The sequence below is a fragment of the Nesterenkonia halobia genome (assembly GCF_039536005.1).
GTDB classification, from domain to species: Bacteria; Actinomycetota; Actinomycetes; order Actinomycetales; family Micrococcaceae; genus Nesterenkonia; species Nesterenkonia halobia.
In genome coordinates, this window is the sequence record NZ_BAAAYG010000005.1 from 358,767 (window position 1) to 379,274 (window position 20,508).

A 20,508-nucleotide genomic window follows, 5' to 3' on the forward strand; every position below is an offset into this window, starting at 1 on the left:
GAAGGAGGAGAACCATGACCGAGACCGTCATCGTCGCCGGCGCGCGCACGCCGATGGGGAGCCTGCTGGGCGCGCTGTCGTCCCTGCCGGCCGCGGCCCTGGGCGCGACGGCGATCCGCGGCGCCCTGGACCGTGCCGGCCTCGCCGCTGAGGCGGTGGACCACGTGATCATGGGACAGGTCATCCAGGCCGGCGCCGGGCAGAATCCGGCCCGCACGGCCGCCTCGCGCGCCGGAGTGCCGGCGTCGGTGCCGTCGATCACCGTCAACAAGGTGTGCCTGTCGGGGCTGAACGCCGTGGTGGAGGCGGACCGGATGATCCGGGCCGGAGACGCCGAGGTCGTCGTCGCCGGCGGCATGGAGTCGATGTCGAACGCGCCGCATCTGCTGCCGGGCTCGCGCACCGGGACCAAGTACGGCGACGCGCGGCTGGTGGACTCGATGGCCCACGACGCGCTGCACGACCAGGCCACCGACCAGTCGATGGGCGCGCTGACCGAGTCCTGCAACACCGGCGAGGTCGAGGTCTCCCGCGAGGATCAGGATCGCGCGGCGGCCGCCTCGCACCAGCGGGCCGCCGCCGCCCGGGACCGGGGAGCCTTCGCCGAGGAGATCGTGCCGGTGGAGGTCCCCCGGCGTCGCGGAGAGCCGGTCGTCGTCGACGCCGACGAGGGCATCCGGGAGCAGACCACCGCCGAGACGCTGTCGGCGCTGCGTCCGGCGTTCTCCCGGGACGGCACGATCACGGCCGGGACCTCGTCGCAGATCTCCGACGGCGCCGCGGCGCTGGTGGTGATGGCGAAGGAGAGGGCCCGGGACCTGGGGCTGGAGCCGATCGCCGAGGTCGGCGCCCACGGGATGGTCGCCGGCCCCGACTCCTCCCTGCAGCTGCAGCCGGCCCGCGCCGTCGCCGCGGCCTGCGCCCGCCAGGGAGTCGAGCCGACGGCGCTGGACCTGCTGGAGATCAACGAAGCATTCGCCGCGGTCAGCGTGGCCTCGGCGCGCCGTCTGGGGATCGACGAGTCGCGGCTCAACGTCGACGGCGGAGCGATCGCGCTGGGCCATCCGGTCGGGATGTCCGGCGCCCGGCTGGTGCTGCACCTGGCTCTGGAGCTCGGCCGTCGCGGCGGGGGGATCGGAGCCGCCGGGCTCTGCGGCGGCGGAGGACAGGGCGACGCCCTGGTGCTCCGCGTCTGAGCAGCGGTGAGCCGCCTGCTCAGCCCTCGACGTCGCCGATGGAGGAGACGACGTCGGCGCGGCCCTCGGCCAGCCGGTAGGTCACCCCGACCACTGCGGTCCGGCCGGCCTCGACGGCCTCGTGCAGCGACCGCGAATGCTCGGTGAGCCGGGCGGCGGTCTGGGCGATGTGCTCCTCGACGGTGCCGTCGACGTCGGTGATGCCCTTCCGGCGAGCGGAGAGCACGGAGGGGGTGATCCGCTCCACCAGGCTGCGCACGAAGCCGTTCGGCGTCGTCGCCGCCTCCGTGGAGTCGATGGCGGCGGTGACCGCGCCGCAGGAGTCGTGGCCGAGCACCACGATCAGCGGCACGTCGAGCACGTCGACGCTGTACTCCAGCGAGCCCAGCACCGCGTCGTCGATGACCTGGCCGGCGGTGCGCACCACGAAGATGTCGCCGAGGCCGACGTCGAAGATGATCTCGGCGGCCAGCCGCGAGTCCGAGCAGCCGAAGACGACCGCCTTCGGGCTCTGGCCTCCGGTCAGCTCGTCGCGCCGCGCGGCGTCCTGGTTCGGATGGCGCGCCTCGCCGGAGATGAAGCGGGCATTGCCCCGCGCCAGCTCCTGCCAGGCCGCGGCGGGGGTGTTCGTGGCGGTCTCGGTCATCGCTCTCCTCGTGGTGAGTTCCTCAGGGTCGTCGTCGGAGTCGTCAGGGGGCGGAGGGGGAGCCGTCGGAGGCGGCCGGCCCCTCGCCCAGGCCGGCGAGGATCGCCCGCAGCGCGGCGTCGAACTCGGCGTCGTCGGCGTCGCCGCTGATGACCACTGTGGTGCCGTCGACGGTGTTCTCCGCGGCGTCCAGCACGAAGTGCTCACGGTCGGCGTCCTCGTCCCGTCGGATGGTCAGCTCCATGCCCTCGAGAGTGGTCGTGCCGGCCTCCGGGGCCTGGTCGACCTCCTGGGCGATCCAGGTGGGGTTCGCCGCGTCGGTCTGGGCGAACCCGACGAAGTCCGTCTCGGAGGTGGTGTAGCCGGCCTCCCAGTGGGTCACCTCCTCGCCGCCCTTCCATCGGGCGTAGTTCGCCGTCCAGTCGTCGGGCACCTGCGGGACCACCGGAGCGAAGCCGGCGACGTCGGCGACCGGGCCGGCGGCCGCCTCGACGTCCTCGTCCGGAGTGAACGGCTCGGGGTCGGGGGAGGGGTTCATCAGCATCAGCACGGCCACGGCCCCGACGGTCACCAGCACCGACAGCAGGATGCCGACCATCGGCTGGGAGAGCCGCCGGGACTGAGCCGGGGTCAGCTGGGGCGTCACGGGCTGCTCGTCGCGTGCGTCCTCGTGCGCGGCCTCGGTCCCCGCGTCGGCGTCCTGATGGCCGTCCCGGCCGGCGGGCGCCGGCTCGCTCGTCTCGTCGTGTTCGCGCTCGTTCACCCGGCCCATTGTTCCAGAGTCTGCGCGGCCGCCCCGGCGGCGACCCCGGCGGCGGCCCCGACGCGGGCGGCGGGGCCTGCTCCCGCGTAGTATCGGACGGGTGGATCGCACCTCCGACGACGCCGGCGACGTCGCCCGCCCGACCCCCGACGCCGCGGCTCCGGCCGGGCCCCGATGGGGCGTCTGGGCGCGCAACGTGCTGCTGGTGCTCCTGCTGCTGGCGATGCTCTGGCTCGCGGTGAACGTCCGCCTGCCCTCGGTGGACGAGCTCCAGCGCCGGCTGGAGGGCCTCGGCGGCGTGGCCTGGATCGCCTTCGCCGGGCTCTATGCGCTCGTGGCGATGACGCCGATACCGGTGACGATCATGGCGATCACCGGCGGCCTGCTCTTCGGCGTGATCGAGGGCTCGCTGCTGTCCGTGGTCGGGGTGCTGCTGGGCAGCTGGGGCGCCTACTGGCTCGCCCGGGCGCTCGGTCGGAGCACTGTGCGCCGCCTGCTGGGCGTCCACGCCGCCACGGTCGAGCGCCACCTCGAGGATGCCGGATTCGCCGGGCTCTGCGTGCTGCGGCTGATGCCGGGAGTGCCCTACTGGCCGGTGAACTACGGCGCCGGCGCCTTCGGCGTGCCGCAGCGGACGTTCCTCGTCGCCGGCCTGGTCTCCACGCTGCCGGGGCAGGTCTCGCTGGTCTCGGTGGGCGCCTTCATCGCCGACCCGAGCGTCGTCCCCGGGGTGTGGGTGGTGTGCACCTGGGCGCTGGTGATCGGGATGACCGTCTGGGCGTGGCGCAGCTGGACGGGCGCCTCGAGCCGATCCCTGCCGGGCGAGCGGCGCCGGGCCGGCTGATCAGCGCACGGCGGACTCCCGCGCCTCCGGCGCCGGGCGCCGCAGCCCGTCGAGCCAGGTCAGCGGAGCCAGCACGACGCGAGTGACGCTCTGGGCGTAGCGCCGGACGCCGTCGTCGAAGGGCGAGAGCGCGAAGAGCCAGGTGGTGCCGGCCGCCAGCACCAGGCAGAGCACCAGCGTCGCCGGGACGGGCAGCAGCCCGGAGACGAGGTGCAGCGGGCCCTCGACGAGGCGGACCGCGAATCCGTGCAGCAGATAGATCGCCAGCGAGCGACGGCCGAGCGTGGCCACCACGTCGTCGCGTCGGCTCGTCCAGGCCAGCAGCACCAGCGTGGTCAGCGCCGCGCTGAGCGCGACGGCGGCGCGCATGCCCAGACCGTCGACGACGCCGACGTCGAACCACTCGATGCTGCGGCTGCCGTAGAGCCACATCTTGTCCACGTCGCCGAGGATGAAGAGCGCCACGGGCACGACGGCGGCGCCGGTCAGCGCCGTCCGGCCGGAGAGGCCGCGCTCGCCGGCCCAGGTCAGGATGCGCGCGCCGTAGAGCTTGCCGACGACGAAGAACGGCCAGAAGGTCAGCGTCCGGGCGACGGCGAACTCGTCGCCGAGGCTCGGGATGATCCCGCCGACGAGCCCGACGACGAGCGAGGCCGTCAGCATGGTCCGGGGATGCCGTTCGATGAGCGGGACCGAGAGCATCCACCAGACCATGGCCATCAGGAACCAGGTGAGCCAGATCGGGGTCACGCCGTCGAAGCCGACGTCGAGGTCGAGCAGCGCCATCCAGCCGTAGTAGGCGGGGATGGCGGTCACCAGCAGCACGAGGAAGAACGTGGTCCGCTCGGCGAGCCGCGTGGACTTCGCGGTGATGCCGGCCAGGAAGATGAAGGCCGGCATGTGGAAGGAGTAGATGGTCGTCTGCACGGCGCGCAGCGTCTCGGAGTCCCAGCCCGAGGCGCGGGTCAGGAAGTGGCCCAGGACGACGAGCACGATGAGGATGCCTTTGGCCCGGTCCAGGCGATGGTCGCGGGAACTCATCCTTCGGACAGTAACAAGGGCACCTCGCGTGGCCTGGAAGACGCCTGGGCACTCGCTGGAGATGGGTGGATCCGCGCCGCCGTCCCGGCATCTCATCCGGGGCGGGAAGATCGGTGAGTGCTTCGTCACACGTCACAGGCGCCGGGATTCGCCGGGGCGTCGAGACTCGCGAGGCTCCGCCGGGCTACGATCAGAACGTGGCGGCGTCGCCGCGAGCCCCGCGGGGCGCCCGAGCCGAGAGGGCTGCGGGCGCGACCGCTCGGCCCTGTCGACGCCGTCCTGACCTGGGGCGAGGCACTCGCCCTCCCACGAGACGAACAGGTGGCCCGACGACGTGTCCGACGTGTTTGAGACCGAGACCAGCGGCGAGACCAGCAACCAGACCAGCAGCACGAGCGCCGGGGCGGCCGGCGACGTCTCCGCCGCCGCGGCCCCGCCCGGCGGCGAGTCCCACGACTTCTCCCACCTCTCGCCCCGGCTGGCCGTCGGGGACTCCGAGCCCGATCGCAATCTCGCCCTCGAGCTGGTCCGCGTGACCGAGGCCGCCGCCATCGCCGGCGGCGCCTGGGTCGGCCACGGCGACAAGAACGGCGCCGACGGCGCGGCGGTGGACGCGATGCGTGCGCTGCTGGGCACGGTGAACCTCAACGGCGTGGTCGTCATCGGCGAGGGAGAGAAGGACGAGGCGCCCATGCTGTTCAACGGCGAGCGGGTGGGCAGCGGCAGCGGCCCCGAGGCCGACGTCGCCGTGGATCCGATCGACGGCACCCGGCTGACCGCGCTGGGCTACAACAACGCCCTGGCGGTGCTCGCCGTCGCCGAGCGGGGGAGCATGTTCGACCCCTCCTCGGTCTTCTACATGGACAAGCTGGTCACCGGGCCCGAGGCCGCGGACATGGTGGATCTGCGCCTGCCGGTGAAGCAGAATCTGCATCTGATCGCCAAGGCCAAGGGCAAGCGCATCAATCAGCTCAACGTCTGCGTGCTCGACCGCCCCCGCCATGCCGGGCTCGTCGAGGAGATCCGCGAGGCCGGGGCCCGGACGCGCTTCATCATGGACGGCGACGTCGCCGGCGGCATCGCCGCGGCGCGCGAAGGCTCCGACGTCGACGTCCTCATGGGCACCGGCGGCACGCCGGAGGGCATCGTCACCGCCTGCGCCATCCGTGCGGTCGGCGGCGTGATCCAGGGGCGGCTCGCGCCGGTCGACGACGTCGAGCGGCAGGCCGCCGCCGACGCCGGCCACGACGTCGAGAAGGTGCTGGCGACCGAGGACCTGGTCACCTCGGACAACTGCTACTTCACCGCCACCGGCATCACCGACGGCGACCTGCTGCGCGGCGTGCGCTATCACGGCGACACGGTGCACACCCAGTCGATCGTCATGCGGTCGAAGTCCGGGACTGTGCGCACCGTCGAGGCCGAGCACCAGGCGCGCAAGTGGGAGGCCTACACGCGGCACTGACGCCCTGCTCGGGCGGCGACGCCTCCCGGCGGCACTTCTCAACGATCGCTCGGATTGGTACTGTGCAACGGGTCACAGTCGACGACGAGGTTATGGCATACCTGATGGGAGGGACGGCCGTGATGCGGACCAGGCGGCTGCTCGGAGTGGGCGGAGTGCTGGGACTGGGAGCGAGCGTGATGCTCGCCGGACCGGCCGCGGCGACGCCGGGCGCGCCGGAGGACGGCGGAGGGGCCGGCGGAGTCCCCGTCGAGCAGCTGGACGCCGTCGACCAGGACGCGGCCGCCGACTACTGGACGCCGCGGCGCATGGCCGCCGCCCGCCCGGCGCTGCCGGAGCAGGCCGCCGGGCGCGCCGGCGAGGTCACCTCGTCGCTCTTCGGGACGATCGGCCCCGGAGGGCTCGGGCCGGACGTCGACCTGGGGCCGGACCGCGGCCCGGGGGAGGCCGCCGGGCCTCCGGAGGCGACTGCCGCACAGGCCGGCCGGGGGCCGGCCGCCGGCCCGAAGCAGGGGCGCGACTCGCGCCAGGAGCAGGCCGGGTCCGGCGCGCAGGATCCCGCCGCGAGCCCGCATGTGGGCAAGATCTTCTATTCCACCGCGGAGGGAGACTTCGTCTGCTCGGGCAATCTGGTGGAGTCGGCGAACGGGTCCACCGTCTCCACCGCAGGCCACTGCGTGGTCGACGGCGGCGAGTTCGTCGACAACCTCGTCTTCGCCCCGGCCTATGACCACGGCGTCTCCGAGCACGGGCTCTGGGCGGCGGAGGAGCTGACCACCACCGCCGCCTGGGCCGAGTCCGGGGACTTCGAGCAGGACGCCGGCTTCGCCGTGCTGGAGACGCGGGACGGACGCACCGCCGCCGAGGTCGTCGGCGAGGCCTCGCCGATCGTCTTCGACCAGCCGCGGGATCTGTTCTTCACCGCCTACGGCTACCCGGCCGTCTCGCCCTACGACGGCGAGGCGCTGCACCGCTGCCAGGGGCAGGCGCAGGATGATCCCTACGGCTCCTCGACGCGCGGCATCCCGTGCGACATGACCGGCGGATCCTCGGGCGGGCCGTGGTTCATCGGCGACGGGCCCGACGGGGCGCAGAACTCGGTGAACTCGTACAGCTACCGGGACGATCCCGACACGATGTACGGCCCGTACTTCGGGCCGGCCGTCGAAGAGGTCTACACCTATGCCGCGTCGCGATGATCGCGACCGGTGCACTGCTCCGAGGCCGTCCTCCCGCCCGTTCCGCGGGCTGCGACGGCGAGGAGCCCAGTGACTCCTGACGATTCCGGGCGCCGAGCACGGCGCCACGCCCACGGACCCTCGCCGACGGAGGACGCTTCGCCCGCAGAGGGAGGGGAGTCCGGGAAGGACGGGGAGAACGGGGACGCCGCGCCGCGTCCGGAATCGTCAGGCTTCTCCCGCGTCGCCTCCGGTCGCGGGGCCTCCGCGCCGGAGGAGGCGCGTGCGCACTGGAGTCCGCGGCGCCGCCGGGCCGCCCGCGGCCGCGAGCAGCGGCGTGAGCCGCCGGGGGGCGCCCCGGGCGACGCCGGCGGGGAGCCGGCGCCCCCGCACGACGCGGGCGACGAGAACGACGCGGACGACCCGAGCTCTGCGGACGACTCGGGCGACGCGGACGACCCGAGCTCTGCGGACGACTCGGGCGACGCGGACGAGTCGGGCGACGGGCAGGGTCGGCGCCCCTGATCCGCGGGCCGGTCCGGACGTCTCAGGCGGGGACGGCTCCGCGCGTGGCCAGGAAGGCCTGTCCGGAGCCTCCGCCGACGAGCCGATGGCGCGCCGTCGCCGGCAGGAAGGCGGACTGGCCGGGTCGCAGCCTCAGGCGTGCGGCCCCGCGTGCGGCCCCGAGGGCGACCCCGGCGTCTTCGGCAGAGCCGGTCCGGTCCTCCTCGGCCAGGCGTTCGACGACCAGCTCCCCGGCGGTGCAGAGCAGCACCGCCGGTCCCTCGTCGGCCAGCGGCAGCGGGGAGCCGGCCTCGGGCAGCTCGATGCGCTCGAGGGCGAAGTCGCGGCAGTCCGGCGTGTAGCGGCGACGGCCGGGCGCCGGCGTCGTCGGCGGACAGTGCGGCACCGGCAGGCGGCGCGCCTCGGTGACGGCCAGCAGCTCGTCGACGTCGATATGCTTGCCGGTCAGCCCGCCGCGGAGCACATTGTCCGAGCTGGCCATGACCTCCACCCCGACGCCGTGCAGGTAGGCGTGCAGGTTGCCCGCCGGCAGGAAGAGCGCCTCGCCCGGCCGCAGGTCGACGCGCTGCAGCAGCACGGTCACCAGCAGTCCCGGATCGCCGGGGAAGGCCGCGGCGACCCGGCGCAGCGTGTCCGCCGTCGACGGCGCCAGCCCGCCGGGGCGGCCGACGACGTCGGCGCGGAGGTCCGGTTCCTCGGGAGCGAGGAGCCGAGTGATCCGCTCGGCGGCGGCGACGAACTCCTCCCGGCGGCCGCGCAGGATCTCCTCCAGCGCTCCGTGGTGGTCCTCGGCGGCGAGCAGGTCGGCCAGCGATCCGACGGCCGCCGCGGCCTCGGAGCCGTCGGGGCTGTCGGCCGTGGCGCCGTCGGCGCGGAGCAGCCGGACCAGGGCCTCGAGGTCCTCGGCGGCCTCGTCGGCGTCCCGGAAGCCGCTCAGCGCGGCGAACTCGTCGAGGGCGACGAGCAGCTCGGGCTTGGGGCTGGGATCGGGATAGCAGCGCCGGCGGTCGGTGCGGGGGATGCCGGCGGCCTCCTCGGCCGCGAAGCCAGCGCGGGCCCGCTCGGCGTCGGGATGCGTCTGGATGGACAGCGGCCGGGCGGCGGCGAGCACCTTCAGCAGGAAGGGCAGACCGGCGGCGCGGGCCGAGCCGCCGTCGGCGGCGCCGGCCAGCTCCGGGTGGTCGGCGAGCAGCGTGTCCAAGCTCGTCGTCTCGGGCCCGTCGTCGTCGAGGACGACCTGCGAGGGCGCCGTCGGGTGGGCGCCCATCCACACCTCGGCCCGGGGCTCTGCGGACGGCGGCCAGTCGAAGAGCTCGGTCAGCGCCGAGGTCGACCCCCAGGCGTAGTCCTGCACGGGATTGATCATCCGGAACATCGCTCGAAGCATACCAGCGGCGGTCACCGGCGAGTCCGGCCGGTCCCGTGACGCGCCGACGGCTCACCGCGGCGCCGACGCACCGTCACCTCGCCGTCACCGCGCGGCCACCTCCCGGCCGCTCAGCCCGCCGGCGTGCACTCGTCGTTCGTCGAGGCCGCCTCCTCCAGGATCGCGGTCTGCCCGGCGTCCTGGGCCTCGATGAGGTACTCGCGGGTCAGCGGCGAACCGTCGGGCTGAGTGGGCAGCTCGTCCTCCTCGTCGGAGCCGTCCGCGCCGGCGGAGGAGTCGCCCTCGGCCGGCGCGGCGACCATGGCCGCCAGCGTCGGATGCCCGGGCGGCGGGCCGCCGGAGGCGCCGCCGAAGAGCCCGCCGCCGTCGCCGGAGGAGTCCTGCTCGGCGAGGATCTCGTCCACGCGCTGATGGATCGCGTCGTAGTCCGGGTAGGTGGAGAACAGGTCGCCGAGCTCGCCGAAGTCCGGAGGGCCCAGCACCAGCTGCTCGGGCTGCTGCTCCTTGGCCTGCGCCGCCAGCGAGACGAAGGAGCCCAGCTGCTGCTGCGGCAGGTCGGTCTCGACGACCTGCTCGCCGGCGCGCATGATCTCGGTGAATCGGGTGACCAGCGTCTGCGGGTCGAACTGGTCGATCATCGCCTGCTGGATGCACTGCTGGCGCTGGATGCGGCTGTAGTCGGTGGAGAAATCCCGCGAACGGGCATAGGCCAGCGCCTCGGTGCCGGTGAGCTCGAGGGTGCCGGGCTCGAACCAGGTGTCGCCCCAGGAGCCGTCGGGGCGGACGCCGCGGTACGGGACCCAGCCGCCGGACTCGACCTCGACTCCGCCCATCGCGTCGATGAGCTCGGTGAAGCCGCCCATGTCGATCATCGCGTAGCCCTGGATGTCGAGGTCCAGGATGCCGGAGGCCGCGTCCATCATCGCCTGTGCCCCGGGGTCCTCGGCGTCGGGGTAGAGATCCTGATGCTCCTGCATCACGTCGGTGTAGAGGAAATTGATGATGCACTCGTCGCCGCAGGAGTAGCCCTCGGGGTAGACGTCCCAGAGCGGCGACCCCTCGCGGAACGGCGCGTTCTGGAGATTGCGCGGGATGGAGATCATCAGCGACTCGCCGGTGTCGGCGTCCACGCTGACCACGTGGATCGAGTCCGGGCGCAGCCCCTGGCGGCCCTCGCCGGCGTCGCCGCCCATCAGCAGGAAGTTGTAGCGGCCGTCCACCGGGTCGAGGGAGGGGCCGGAGGAGAAGATCCCGCCCAGGGATTCGCGGGAGGTGTTCGCCGCATGCGCCGCCCACCCCAGCGAGCCCGAGGTCAGCACCAGCAGCACCACGGTGAGCGCGCCGATGATCGGCCGCATGCCCGGGGCCAGCGAGCCCAGCCGGATCAGCCGCAGCGTGTCCAGCCAGAGGATCGCCCAGCCGACGGCGAGGAGCGCCAGCACCACAGTGGCCGTCCAGAGCGACACCGGCCGGGTGAGCAGATTGAGCAGCAGCGGCCGCAGCGTGAAGAACAGCACGAGGCCCAGCAGCAGCGTCGCCCAGACGCCGACGGTCACCGCCAGTGCGACCCGGCCCAGTCTCCGCGACCCGGCGGCGATCTGGGCGGCGCCGGGGACGACGAGGGTCAGCGCCAGCAGCAGGATCGCCCGGCGCGTCCGGTCGGTCTCGGAGCCGGTCCGGGGACTGCGCAGCACCTCCGGCTCGGTGGTGAAGCGGTGGTAGGAGACGCTGGATCCGGCCATCAGCTCAGCGGGCTCCGGTTCGTGGGCAGCTCGGCGGCCTCGTCCCGCAGGGCCTCGCCCTTGGCATGCGCGGAGGAGGCCAGCTCCTGCTGGAAGCTGAGCAGCCGCTCGCGCAGCGCGGCGGCCTGCTCGCCGGTGCCGGCGGCCAGCGTGCGCACCGCCAGCAGGCCCGCGTTGCGCGCCCCGCCCACGGAGACGGTGGCCACCGGCACGCCGGCCGGCATCTGCACGATGGACAGCAGCGAGTCCATGCCGTCCAGGTGCTTCAGCGCGACCGGCACGCCGATCACCGGCAGCGGCGTCACCGCGGCGAGCATGCCCGGCAGATGCGCGGCGCCGCCGGCGCCGGCGATGAGCACCTGCAGGCCGCGCTCATGGGCGCGGCGGCCGTAGTCGAGCATCTCCTGGGGCATCCGGTGGGCGGAGACGACGTCGGCCTCGAAGCTGACGCCGAACTCGTCGAGCGCCTCGGCGGCGGCGCGCATCGTCGGCCAGTCGGAGTTCGAGCCCATCACGAGTCCGACCTGCGGAGTCTCGGGCGCGGCGGGGGTCGTCGGCGTGGACGGGGCGGCGTCGGTCATCGGCTCTCGATCCCTTCGGCGATGCGGCGGGCGGTCTCCTCGGCGGTCCGGCGCGTCGCGGCGACGTCGGCGCCGGTCTCGCCGCCGGGGGCCACCACGGTGACGTGGCCGACCTTCCGTCCCGGCCGCGGCTGTTTGCCGTAGAGGTGGATCTTGGCGGTCGGCGCGGCGCGCATGGCCTCGAGGGACTCGGCGTGCAGATCCTCGGCGGCGCCGCCGAGGATGTTCTTCATCACCGTCGTCGACCTCGGGCCGGCGATCGGGTCGGTCGCACCCAGCGGCAGCCCCAGCACGGCGCGCAGATGCTGCTCGAACTGGCCGGTGACGGCGCCGTCCATGCTCCAGTGACCGGAGTTGTGCGGGCGCATGGCCAGCTCGTTGACGTGGACGCCGGCGCGCTCGCCGTCGGCGATCTCGAAGAGCTCGACGGCGAGCATGCCGGTGACGTCGAGCTCCTCGGCCAGCGTCGCGGCGATCTGGGCGGCCTCGCGCAGCCGCTCGGCCCCCTCGCGGTCGTCGACGGCGACCGGGGCCGGCGCGGTGACCACGTCGCAGACGCCGTCGGTCTGCAGCGATTCGACCACCGGGTAGACGCGGACCTCGCCGGCGGCCGAGCGGGCGACCTGGGCGGAGAGCTCGCGGGTGTAGGGGACCTTCTCCTCGGCGAGCAGCGGCGTGCCCTGCTCCGCGGCGCGGGAGAACCAGTCGGCGGCCTCGTCGGCGGAGGCGGCGTCGTCGACGATCCGCACGCCCTTGCCGTCGTAGCCGCCGCGCGGCGTCTTCAGCACCACCGGCCAGCCGGCCTCCCCGCCGAAGGCGACCAGCTCCTCGACCGACGAGACGGCGGCCCAGCGCGGGTTCGGCAGGCCCAGGCGCTCGACGGCGCGGCGCATGCTCAGCTTGTCCTGGGCGTGGACGAGCGCCTGCGGACCGGGATGCATGGGCACTGCGGCGCCGGCCAGCGCGGCGAGCACGTCGTCGGGGACATGCTCGTGGTCGAAGGTGACGACGTCGACGGCGGCGGCGAAGGCCAGCACGTCCTCGACGCTGCGGTGGTCGCCGAGCGTGGTGCGGGCGATGACCTGGGCGGCCGAGGCCTCGGCCGAGCCGGCGAGCAGGTGCAGCTCGACGTCGAGCTCGGCGGCGGCCGGAGCCATCATCCGGGCCAGCTGACCGTCGCCCAGCACGCCGACGCGCGGCGGGCGGGCTCCGGTCTCCGGACCTCCGGGACGGGCGGGGCGGGACGCGGGGAGAGCGGCTGGTCGTGTCACAGTCCCTCATTATGGGGCATCACCGTCCCGGAGAGGATCAGGCGGACACGCCGGAGGGGTGACCTCTCAGCCGGCGCCGGGCCGACGTCCAGCTGATCGCCCGACGGGATCCGTAGACTGGGCATCGCCCGGAGACCCTCGCCGGTCCTCCGCCCCGCCGCCGTCGACCGACCAGGAGTCCGACCACCCATGATCGCCCGTCTGGCCCGCTGCGCCGTCGATCTGTTCCTGAGGCTCTGGCGGGAGGTCGCGAAGTTCGGCGTCGTGGGAGGTCTGGCCTTCATCATCGACTCCGGCGTCTTCCTGGCGCTGCTGCAGGGGCCGATGCCCGACTCGCAGCTGAAGGCCAAAGTCATCGCAGGGACTGTGGCCACGCTGTTCTCCTGGGTGGCGAACCGCTACTGGACCTTCCGGCACAAGCGGTCGGCGGGCAAGGCCCGCGAGCTGATGCTCTTCCTGGTGATGAATGCGATCGGCCTGGGCATCCAGACCGGCTGCGTGGGCGTGAGCAAGTATCTGCTCGGCCTGGACTCGGTGACGCAGGTCTTCATCGCCGGCAACGTCATCGGTCTGGTGCTGGCCACCTCGTTCCGCTTCGTCGCCTATAAGCTCTGGGTCTTCACCGGCGACCAGGAGGACCAGCACGCCCATATGCTCTCCGATCGGGAGCTGCTCACCGGCGAGGTGCCGGTGGTCGGGGAGGACGGCACAGCCGGCGACGGCGAGCACAGCACGGCCGACGGCGACCGGAGGGCGGAGCGTCCGGCCGACCGCCCGACCGGGACGCGGTCCGCCGGCGAGATGGACTGATCCGCCGACGAGGCGGCCTGATCAGCCGACCGACTCGTCGGCCAGCGCGCGCTCCCACTGGGGCCCGCCGGGCTCGGCGTCGACGAGCACCGCCGGCCGTCCCCGGGCCCAGAGGCTCAGCAGCTCCGCGGCGGTCTGCGTGGTCCAGCCGCGCAGGGCCCACCGGGCCCAGTCCGCGGCGACGGAGGACGCCGTCGTCGCCGCGTCCGCCTCGAGCACCATCAGCCCGTCCAGGCGGTCCAGGGCCTCCAGATCGAGCGCCGGCAGCGGCAGCTCCTCCAGCGGCTCGACGAGCTGGTCGGGATGCTGGCGCACCTCGGCGGAGACGTCCAGCACCCAGGCGGGCAGCTCCTCGCCGGCGACCTCGGCCCAGGAGCCGTCCAGCAGGCCGGGGGAGAGCGCGGCGAGCTCGGCGTCGCCCAGGGCGGGGGATCGCTCCCAGGCTGCGGGCCGGTCGGTGACCACCAGCGCCGGATCGGCGTCGGCCCCGACATCCGCGGCGGAGTCGGCGGCGGCGTCGCGGCGGGTGATCCGCGGTTCGGCGCCCAGCGCCCGGCAGGCCAGCACGACGGCGGCCGCCTTCCAATGCGGGGTCGTGTCGACGAGCACCGTCGCGCCGCGGACCAGCTCGACCTCCTCGCGCAGCAGGCCGATCAGCTTGACCGCCCAGTTCTGCAGCACGCGGCCCGAGAGCTCGACGCGTTCGCCCTCGGGGCCGTACCAGACGACGGCCGGCTGCGGGCGCGCGGCGAGCAGCTCCAGCAGCGCTGGGCAGGAGCTGGGAATCTCGTGTGAACTCGTGGTCGGGATCAGCGGAGCGATGAGGTCCTCCTGGACGCGGCGCGCCGATGCATGGCCCGCTGCCCCGCGGCGTGTCGCCCGCGACGGCGGGCCGGAGTGGGGTAGGGGGCGGCTGTCGACGGCACTTGACGGATAGTTGCCTACACCAGTGTAATTAGGTGCGGCGGCCCCGGATCCCCGGAATGCCGCCGGAGACGAGACGTTCGACGGGTCCTGCCGGATCCGACAGACCACCGAGATGGACCACGACGGGGAGGCCCTTGATGGGGAACGCAGAGCGGCTGAGCGAACAGCAGGAGGAGACGTCCCGACCGACGCGACGGTCCGGACTCGACGTCCCCGCCGACTGGTTCGTCGACCCGGCCGATCCTGACGCCGCCGAGGGTCTCGAGCATGGTCGGAGCCTGGACGACCAGGCTACCGCCTACCTCGCCGACCACGAGGAGGCGGACCAGGATCGGCGCGCCGCCGAGCCCGTCGAGGCTCCCGTGTCGCTGACCGAGGCTCCCTCCCGCCGTTCCGACCGAACCGACCGCACCGACCGTGAGGACGGCGAGGCAGGGCGCTCCGGCGACGGCGTCTGGCTGGGGCTGCCCTCGCTGATCCCGGCCGAGGAGATCGAGGGCGAGCTCGCCTGGCAGGTCGACGCCCTCTGCGCCCAGACCGACCCGGAGGCGTTCTTCCCGGAGAAGGGCGGCTCGACCCGTGACGCGAAGAAGGTCTGCGGCGCCTGCACCGTGCAGCAGGAGTGCCTGGACTATGCGCTGGCCAACGACGAGCGATTCGGGATCTGGGGAGGCATGTCCGAGCGCGAGCGCCGCAAGCTGAGGAAGCGAGCGGTCTGATCGCCGCCCTCGCCGCGCCGCATATCGCCGCCGTCGTCCTGAGCGCCGGCGGCGATTCCGCGTCCGGAGAACGACGCGCCGTCGCGCAGCTGCGGGCGGCCCTCGAGGCCCAGACGCGCGCCCCCGACACCATCATCGAGCTCTCCGCGCCCGGATTCCGCGGGCCGGAGGACCTCTCGCGCTCGCTGCAGTCGCGGCTGCTGCGCGACCCGGCCCACGCCCGTCGGATCTCCACCCGCGGCGTGGCCGGCGAACGCGTCACGCCGCTCTGGCGCAGCCTGGAGCGGCAGCTGCCGGAGGGCTTCGCCGGACGCCACCAGTGGCTGTGGATCCTCACCGCCGATTCCCTCCCGGCCCCCGATGCGCTGGAGCAGCTGGTCGAACGGCTGCTGACGGTCACCGACGAGGAGACCCACGCGGCGCTGCAGATCGTCGGCGCCGAGCAGCTGCACGCCGCGCCGGACGGCGTCGACGACGCCCGGGACGTCGGCGCGGACGGGCCGGACCGGCTGGTCGACGTCGGACTCTCCAGCGCTCGCTCCGGGGAGGTGGTGCCCACCACCGAGCCGATGGAGCTGGACCAGGGCCAGTACGACGGCCGCGATGCCGTCGGAGCGGCCTCGCTGCACGGGATGCTCGTCCACGCCCCGCTGTTCGGCGACCTGGGCGGCTTCGATCCCACCATCTCCGGCGACCACGCCGCCGCGCGCTTCGCCGACCGGGCCCGCGAGGTCGGCGCCCATGTCGTCGTCGCGCCGCAGGCCCGCATCCGCCGGCTGACCCCGCCGCGCCGCGAGCAGGTCCACCGGCTGGGCGGCACGCTGCATCTGCCCGCCGAGCAGCGGATCGGACAGATCCGTCGGCGCCTGGCCGAGGTCCCGCTGCTCGCGACGCCGGTGATCTGGCTGGGCGGCTGGCTGGCCGCGCTGCTGCGGCTGGTCGGGCTGACCGCGGTGAAGGCCCCCGACGCCGGCGTCGGCGAGCTGGTCGCCTCGGCCCGGGCCCTGCTGAATCTGCGTGCCCTCGTCCAGACCCGGCGCTTCGCCGCCCAGGGGCGGCGCGCCGTCCTGGAGCGGCTGCGTCGCGATGAGCGCCTCGCCTCGACCCGCGCCGCCCGGGAGCTGGTCCGCGACGGCCGGCGGACCTCGCGGCGGCTGCGGCTCCCGGCGGCGACGGTGCGCGCCGAGCGACGGCGCAGCCTCACCGCCCAGACCGTGGCCCCGCCGTCGGGCGACGGCGGCGCCCAGGACGCCGCGATGCTCGCCGGCGGCTCCGGCGACGGCGACTTCGATCAGCTGGCCTCGCGACGCTCGGGGGACCGGCTGGGCCTGTTCCTGTTGCTGCTCGGGCTGACGGCGCTGTCGCTGCTGGTCCACCGCGGCCTGCTGGGGGCCGAGGCGGTCGTCGGCGGTGCCGCGCTGCCGGTCTCCGACACGATCGGGGAGGTCTTCGCCGAGACGACGAGCCTGGTCGCGACCGACGGGCTGGGCCGGCTGGCCGCGGCGAATCCCTTCGATCTGGTGCTGCTGGTGCTCTCGGTGCTCAGCGCCGGACAGGCCTCCGCCGTGCTGGTCTGGCTCACCATCCTGGCGCTGCCGCTGGCCGCGCTGACCGCCTGGGCCGCCGCCGGCGTCGTCACCGCCGCCGCGACCGCCCGGATCCTCGCCGCGCTGCTGTGGGTCGCGGTGCCGAGCCTGCACACCGCTCTCGGCGAGGGGCGCCTCGGCGCAGTGATCGCCCATATCCTGCTGCCGCTGGTGGTGCGCCTCGGCGTGCGCGCCGCGGGCCGCCGACCGGCCGCCGCCGGCCCGGAGGCGCGCGGCGGCGCGAGCTCCTGGGAGCACGCCGCCGGCACCGCGCTGCTGCTGGCCGCCGTCACCGCCGCCGCGCCGATCCTGCTGCTTCCGGCGACGCTGGTCTGCGTCCTCGCGGCGCTGACCCGCGGCGGACGCACCTTCTGGCTGATCCCGCTGCCCTCGCTGGCGCTGGCGGCCCCCATGCTCGGCGCGGCGGCGCTGACCGGGCAGAACGTGCTCGGCGTGCTGTTCTCCGCGCCGACGCGTCTGCTGGCCGCGGACCCGGCCCCGCTGTGGCAGCAGCTGCTCGGCCACGCCCGCGCCGTCGACCCGGCCGCCGGGCTCAGCGTCGGGCCGGATCTCGACTGGCTGCCCGAGCTGCTGAGCACTCCGCACTGGGCGCTGCGACTGATGCTGGTCATCGGCCTGCCGCTGCTGCTGCTCGGCCTGGCCGGGCTGCTGCTGCCCGGACTGCATGCGGCCGGGCCGCGGTCCGCCGGTGTGCGAGGCGTCGCCGGAACGCTGCTGCTGACGCTGCTGGTCTCGGCGGCCGCCGGTCTGGTCGCCGTCGGCGACGACGGCGTCGAGCTGACGCCGGCGCATGCGGCCCCGCTGGTCTCGGTGATGATGCTCTGCCTGCTCCTCGGCGCATCCCGTCTGCTGGACGGGCTGCCCCGGGCGCTGCCGCGCGCCGGCTCCGCGGCCGGACCGGTGCTGGCCACGCTGCTGGTGCTGGCCGTGGTCGCCTCCGTCGGCTCCTGGGCCGCGCCGCGGGTGCTGGAGGGCTCCGGCTCCCGGCCCGCGCTGACGGCGATGACCGCCGAGCCCGCGGCGATCCGGGCGGGCACCGTGCGGCAGCTCCCGGCCACCGCCGCCGATCAGGGCGAGGGGCCGGCGGCGCTGCGCACCCTGGTGCTGACCAGCTCCGCCGACGGCGTGGTCGGCGAGCTGGTCGCCGGCTCCGGCCGCACTCTGGACTCCGCCCGGTCGGCGCTGACCGCCGGCGACGCGCCGCTGTGGACCGACCCGGAGCTGCTGCCGACGTGGCTGGGCGGCGGCGACGGAGCCGCCGTCGAGGAGCCGGTGCAGGGGTCGGTGGCCGAGCTGAGCCCCGGCCGCGCGCGCACCGGCCAGCTCATCTCCGCGCTCATCACGCCCGGAGCGGCCGAGGTGCCGGCGCTGATGGAGGAGCTGGCGGTGGGCTTCGTGGTCGTCGACGGCCCCGGCGACGGGGCGCTGGCCGGCGCAGTGGACACTGCCGCCGGACTCGTCGGCGTGGGGCCGACCGACCAGGGGCAGCTCTGGCGCGCCGACCTCGAGGACGCCGCGGGGCTCCCGCGGGCGGCGTCGATGAGCGGTGCGGCCACCTCCTGGGCCCGGCTGGTCGATGCCGAGGGCACCACGCTGGCGCTGCTGCCGGCCGACGGCGGGCGGGTCGACGTCGACCTGGACGCGCTCGCCGCCCCCGACGGGGGAGAGGGCCTCTCCGCCGAGGCCGCCGCGGGGGATGTCCACGTGCAGCTGGCCACCGCCCCGGCCGCGGGCTGGTCCGCGGAGCTGGACGGCGAGCCGCTGGAGTCGCTGGCCGGCGGCTCCGGCGAGGGCCCGCCGCTGTGGGGTCAGCAGTTCCGCCTGCCGGAGGGCGAGCTGTCCGGAGAGCTCGTCGTCGAGCATGGCAGCGTCTGGCGCGCGCCGGCGCTGATCGCCGTCGCCGCCGTCCTGGTGCTGGTGGCGCTGATCGCGGTGCCGCTGCCGCGGCGGGTGCGGCTGCTGCCGGTGGCCACCCGCGGCGAGCTCGGCGACCGGCCCGCGGCACGATCCGAGGGGGAGGCATGAGCGCGAAGAAGGTCCGTCGCCATATCCGCCGCCTGCAGCGCGACCGACGTCGCGCCCGGCGTCGCGGGTCCGCGAGCACGCCGCAGCCGGCCGTTCCGGCGACGCCGGACGCTGACACGACGCCGGACGCTGACACGACGCGGGATGCCGGCTCGACGCCGGACGCCGGCGGGCGACGCCGCGGCGGGGGCCGGGCCGGCGCCGTGCCGGCGGTGCTGGCGGTGCTCGCCGTCGTCGCCGTCGCCGGCGGATCCATCGCCCGCGACACGACGGACGCCGCCCCCGGCACGCGCCCGGTGGACGCCCCGCTGTTCCCCACCGCCGCGGCGGACACGCCGTTCGTCTGCCCGCCGATGCCCGGGCGTCCGGAGACGCTGAGCTCCGACGGGCGGGTGTCCTACCAGCAGCGCGACGACTCGGCCTCCTCGGTCCTCCACGGGCTCGTCCTCGCCGTCGACGACGCCGGCAGCTTCCCCGAGGTGCGGCGGGCCCTGCTCGCCGAGGACGGGCGCCGGGACGCCGAGACCGTCGTCGAAGGGTCCGACGCGCCGGCGGAGGGGGCCTCCGCCCCGGCGCTGGCCGACCGGGAGACCACTGTGGTGACCGAGGAGGATCCGCGGCGCGCCGCGCTGCTCGAGATCGGGCCGGGACCCGGCGGCGCGCCGATCGCCGCCTCGGCGATGCTCGAGTACTCGGCCTCCTCCGGGCCGGTCAGCGGCGTGGCCGCCGCCCGGTGCGCCGTGCCGCAGCGCGACCAGTTCTTCCTGGGGCCGGAGACCGGCTCGCAGGCGACCTCGCTGCTGACGCTGGCGAATCCGGCCGAGCGGGAGGCCTCAGTCGAGGTAGCCGTCCACGACGCCGACGGTCCGCGCCCGGGCGCCGGCACGCGCACGGTGGTGGTGCCCGGCGACTCGCTGCGCACGGTGAACCTCGCCGGGCTCGCCGAGGACGGGGCGATCGGCGTCTCCGTGGAGTCCTCCGGGGCGCCGGTCGCCGCGCAGCTGACGTCCTCGGCGGCCGCCGGATCGGTCGGCGCCGGCGTCGAGTTCCTGCCCGGCCGGGCCGTGGCGGCCGGCGAGCACCGGATGCCCGCGGTCCCGCTGCCGGACTCGGACGGCGGCGGGACGCTGTGGGTCCACGTGCCCGGCGAGGACGAGGCGACTGTCGAGGTGCAGGTCTTCGGCGAGGACGGCCTGGAGCCGCTGGAGGGCTCCTCGGTGTTCAGCGTCGACGGCGGCGCGGTGCGGGCCATCGACCTCGCCGGGGTGCCGGCCGGTGCGCATGACGTGGTGGTGCGCACCTCGGAGCCGACCCATGCGGCAGTGCGGACCGTCTCCGGCGATCAGTCCGGCGGCGACGACGGCGAGGATGCCGGAGCGTCCGGCCTGGACTTCGCCTGGCAGGCCGGCGCCGAGCGGCTGCGCGCCGGCTCGGGGACGCTGCTGCCCGCCGCGGGCGAGGCATCGGTGCACCTGCTGGCCGAGGAGCAGGCGACGACGGCGACCTACCGGCTGATGGACGGCGACGGGAGCTTCGGCGAGCCGCGGGACGTCGAGATCCCGGCCGAGGGCTCGGTCGCGCTCGACTCCGAGGACCTGCGGCTCTCCGGGCAGGACGGCGGGGGCGAGCAGGCCGCGGCGATCGTCTTCGCGGATCCCGGGGCCCCCGTCGTCGGCGCGCTGCGCGTCTCCGGCGAGGACGGGCTGTCGATGACCGGGCTCGAGCCGCTCGGCGACCCGCACCAGGCGGTGCGCGTGCGGCTGCGCGACTGAGGCGGCCTC

The 20,508-nt window shown here is 74.9% G+C and carries 16 protein-coding genes; 8 read left to right on the forward strand and 8 right to left on the reverse strand.

Annotated features, from left to right (window positions below):
* Positions 1 to 14 precede the first annotated feature (14 nt).
* Positions 15 to 1,196, forward strand: coding sequence for an acetyl-CoA C-acyltransferase (locus ABD652_RS08210; RefSeq protein WP_344720097.1), 1,182 nt, complete (start codon positions 15 to 17; stop codon positions 1,194 to 1,196).
* A 19-nt stretch (positions 1,197 to 1,215) separates the two neighbouring features.
* On the opposite strand, the gene ABD652_RS08215 is transcribed toward ABD652_RS08210, so the two are convergent.
* Both ABD652_RS08215 and ABD652_RS08220 read right to left on the reverse strand, forming a co-directional pair.
* The gene (locus tag ABD652_RS08215; protein ID WP_344720099.1) at positions 1,216 to 1,842 is read right to left on the reverse strand and encodes a carbonic anhydrase; all 627 of its coding nucleotides are present in this window, start codon (positions 1,840 to 1,842) and stop codon (positions 1,216 to 1,218) included.
* Positions 1,843 to 1,885: 43 nt separating this feature from the next.
* The gene (locus tag ABD652_RS08220; protein ID WP_344720101.1) at positions 1,886 to 2,605 is read right to left on the reverse strand and encodes a DUF4245 domain-containing protein; all 720 of its coding nucleotides are present in this window, start codon (positions 2,603 to 2,605) and stop codon (positions 1,886 to 1,888) included.
* A gap of 100 nt (positions 2,606 to 2,705) precedes the next feature.
* Here ABD652_RS08220 and ABD652_RS08225 point away from each other — a divergent pair, with 100 nt between their 5' ends.
* Positions 2,706 to 3,449 (forward strand): TVP38/TMEM64 family protein, encoded by a 744-nt coding sequence (locus ABD652_RS08225; RefSeq protein WP_344720103.1) that lies wholly within the window; start codon positions 2,706 to 2,708, stop codon positions 3,447 to 3,449.
* On the opposite strand, the gene ABD652_RS08230 is transcribed toward ABD652_RS08225, so the two are convergent.
* On the reverse strand, positions 3,450 to 4,490 hold the full coding sequence (locus tag ABD652_RS08230; protein ID WP_344720105.1) for an acyltransferase family protein: 1,041 nt from the start codon (positions 4,488 to 4,490) through the stop codon (positions 3,450 to 3,452).
* 478 nt (positions 4,491 to 4,968) lie between these two features.
* Between ABD652_RS08230 and glpX the strand changes: the two genes are divergently transcribed.
* Positions 4,969 to 5,955 carry a class II fructose-bisphosphatase gene (glpX, locus tag ABD652_RS08235; RefSeq protein WP_344720465.1) on the forward strand — a complete coding sequence of 329 codons (987 nt, stop codon included), beginning with the start codon at positions 4,969 to 4,971 and terminating at the stop codon, positions 5,953 to 5,955.
* 119 nt (positions 5,956 to 6,074) lie between these two features.
* A complete protein-coding gene (locus tag ABD652_RS08240) occupies positions 6,075 to 7,154 on the forward strand; it encodes a trypsin-like serine peptidase (protein ID WP_344720108.1) in 1,080 nt (359 codons plus the stop codon).
* A 526-nt stretch (positions 7,155 to 7,680) separates the two neighbouring features.
* Here the strand turns inward: ABD652_RS08240 and manA are convergent.
* From manA to ABD652_RS08260, 4 genes are all read right to left on the reverse strand, one after another.
* Positions 7,681 to 9,033, reverse strand: coding sequence for a mannose-6-phosphate isomerase, class I (gene manA / locus ABD652_RS08245; RefSeq protein WP_344720110.1), 1,353 nt, complete (start codon positions 9,031 to 9,033; stop codon positions 7,681 to 7,683).
* A gap of 122 nt (positions 9,034 to 9,155) precedes the next feature.
* A complete protein-coding gene (locus ABD652_RS08250; protein WP_344720112.1) occupies positions 9,156 to 10,787 on the reverse strand; it encodes an LCP family protein in 1,632 nt (543 codons plus the stop codon).
* Complete coding sequence (gene purE, locus ABD652_RS08255) at positions 10,787 to 11,368, reverse strand: 5-(carboxyamino)imidazole ribonucleotide mutase (RefSeq protein WP_153143140.1); 582 nt, start codon at positions 11,366 to 11,368, stop codon at positions 10,787 to 10,789. The genes ABD652_RS08250 and purE overlap by 1 nt, the downstream gene beginning before the upstream one ends.
* A complete protein-coding gene (locus tag ABD652_RS08260) occupies positions 11,365 to 12,528 on the reverse strand; it encodes a 5-(carboxyamino)imidazole ribonucleotide synthase (RefSeq protein ID WP_425574565.1) in 1,164 nt (387 codons plus the stop codon). The genes purE and ABD652_RS08260 overlap by 4 nt, the downstream gene beginning before the upstream one ends.
* A 300-nt stretch (positions 12,529 to 12,828) precedes the next feature.
* Here ABD652_RS08260 and ABD652_RS08265 point away from each other — a divergent pair, with 300 nt between their 5' ends.
* Positions 12,829 to 13,449: a GtrA family protein gene (locus ABD652_RS08265; protein WP_344720117.1), complete on the forward strand. Its 621-nt coding sequence runs from the start codon at positions 12,829 to 12,831 to the stop codon at positions 13,447 to 13,449.
* Positions 13,450 to 13,470: 21 nt separating this feature from the next.
* On the opposite strand, the gene ABD652_RS08270 is transcribed toward ABD652_RS08265, so the two are convergent.
* Positions 13,471 to 14,484, reverse strand: coding sequence for a TIGR03089 family protein (locus ABD652_RS08270; protein ID WP_344720119.1), 1,014 nt, complete (start codon positions 14,482 to 14,484; stop codon positions 13,471 to 13,473).
* A gap of 29 nt (positions 14,485 to 14,513) precedes the next feature.
* On the opposite strand from ABD652_RS08270, the gene ABD652_RS08275 reads away from it, so the two are divergent.
* Genes ABD652_RS08275 through ABD652_RS08285 form a run of 3 tightly spaced genes read left to right on the forward strand, consistent with a single transcriptional unit; the run spans position 14,514 to position 20,499 of the window.
* A complete protein-coding gene (locus ABD652_RS08275; RefSeq protein WP_344720121.1) occupies positions 14,514 to 15,095 on the forward strand; it encodes a WhiB family transcriptional regulator in 582 nt (193 codons plus the stop codon).
* Positions 14,999 to 18,727, forward strand: a complete 3,729-nt coding sequence (locus tag ABD652_RS08280) for a hypothetical protein (protein WP_344720123.1) — start codon at positions 14,999 to 15,001, stop codon at positions 18,725 to 18,727. The genes ABD652_RS08275 and ABD652_RS08280 overlap by 97 nt, the downstream gene beginning before the upstream one ends.
* The gene (locus ABD652_RS08285) at positions 18,724 to 20,499 is read left to right on the forward strand and encodes a DUF5719 family protein (RefSeq protein ID WP_344720125.1); all 1,776 of its coding nucleotides are present in this window, start codon (positions 18,724 to 18,726) and stop codon (positions 20,497 to 20,499) included. The genes ABD652_RS08280 and ABD652_RS08285 overlap by 4 nt, the downstream gene beginning before the upstream one ends.
* Positions 20,500 to 20,508: the final 9 nt, after the last annotated feature.